The 1261-nt window shown below is 72.3% G+C and carries 1 protein-coding gene; it reads right to left on the bottom strand.

Annotation, left to right across the window (positions count from 1 at the left end; translation table 11 throughout):
* Positions 1 to 12: 12 nt before the first annotated feature.
* Positions 13 to 1002: a transposase gene (locus FF36_RS31255; protein ID WP_339325630.1), complete on the bottom strand. Its 990-nt coding sequence runs from the start codon at positions 1000 to 1002 to the stop codon at positions 13 to 15.
* Positions 1003 to 1261 lie beyond the last annotated feature (259 nt).

Here is a 1261-nt window from a genome sequence, read left to right on the forward strand (position 1 = left end):
GGCTCTTCGAAGTTAGGCGGGGTTGAGGCATCCGCGGGCTCGACGGGTGGTTGCGCAGCGTGTTCGTAGGCGCTGGTTGGTGGGGTTGCGGTATCCGTAGGCGTTGCGGGCGTCGAGTTTGACGACGCGGTTGTAGCCTTCGCTGGCGGCGTTGGTGATCGTGGTGTGGAGGAACGTTTCGATGCAGGTCCACCAGGTGCTGACGGTGGTGGCGAGGCGTTCGAGCTCGGGGACGTCGGCGTCGGCGCACCAGGTGTAGAACCTCGCGAGCCGGTGGGAGATCACGGTGCGGTCGGGGTGGGTGCCGGCGAGAGCGAGCAGTGCGCGGAGCTCTTCCTTGGCGATCCACGCCGACAGGATCGTCAGGCCGGGTTCGTCGAGGTCGAGCAGGGTGTTCCACAGTTTCGTGAGCGCTTTCGGGGTGAGGTCCTCCCGGTTACGGCGCAGCAGGTTACGGATCTTCCATTCGGGGTCGCTGTCGCGGCCGCGTCGGCCTCGGGTCGTGGTGGTGACGCGGCGGCGGACCTCCGCGACGGTGTCGTTCGCGAGCTTGACGATGTGGAAGTGGTCGACGACCAGCTCGGCGTGGGGCAGGTAGCGGCGGACCGCGGAGACGAACACGGTGCACATGTCGATCGCCACATAGCGGACCCGGTCACGCCAGGCCGGCGGTTGGCTGGCCAGCCAGTAGGCGACGTCGTCGCCGGTGCGGCCCTCGACCTGGCCGAGCATCCCCTGCCCGCCACCGACGTCGGTGAACCCGACGTGCCACCGGTCGGCCAGCACCCGGGCCCTCGCCGGTTCGGCACCCGCCGGTGTGGACGGCGGTGGCGTGACCGGGCCCGGCGGGGCGGGTTCGGACGTCGGGCCCGGCGTCGGCGGCGTGGCGTCGGGAGGGCGCCATCGCGGCCGGCCGCGGCGAACCTCGTCGATCCCGAGCACCTCCACCGGCGCCACCGCGCCGCTGGTCAACGACCCGGCCCGCGCGCGCACCGCGTCCATCACCGTCGGCCAGGACAGCCCCAGCTGTCGGCCAGCGGCCACCACCGTGGCGCACGTCCCGTCGACCACCCGGTCGGCGNCCTCCCGCCGTACCCGGGACGTCAGGCGGGCCCGGGCCGCCACCACCGGCAGCGACTCGGTGAACGACCCCCGCCCGCACAACGGCTCCCGGCAGTACCAGCGGCGCTTGACCCACACCAGTTGCAGCCCGCCAGACCCGCACGGCAGATCCCGCGGCCGGGTGCGCACCACGCCCTTC

The sequence above is a fragment of the Frankia torreyi genome, from assembly GCF_000948395.1.
In the GTDB taxonomy this organism is placed as follows: Bacteria; Actinomycetota; Actinomycetes; order Frankiales; family Frankiaceae; genus Frankia; species Frankia torreyi.

Excerpts from the sequence above, each read along its gene's own strand:
- FF36_RS31255 (WP_339325630.1), bottom strand. The coding sequence starts at position 1,002 with ATGGACGCGGTGCGCGCGCGGGCCGGGTCGTTGACCAGCGGCGCGGTG.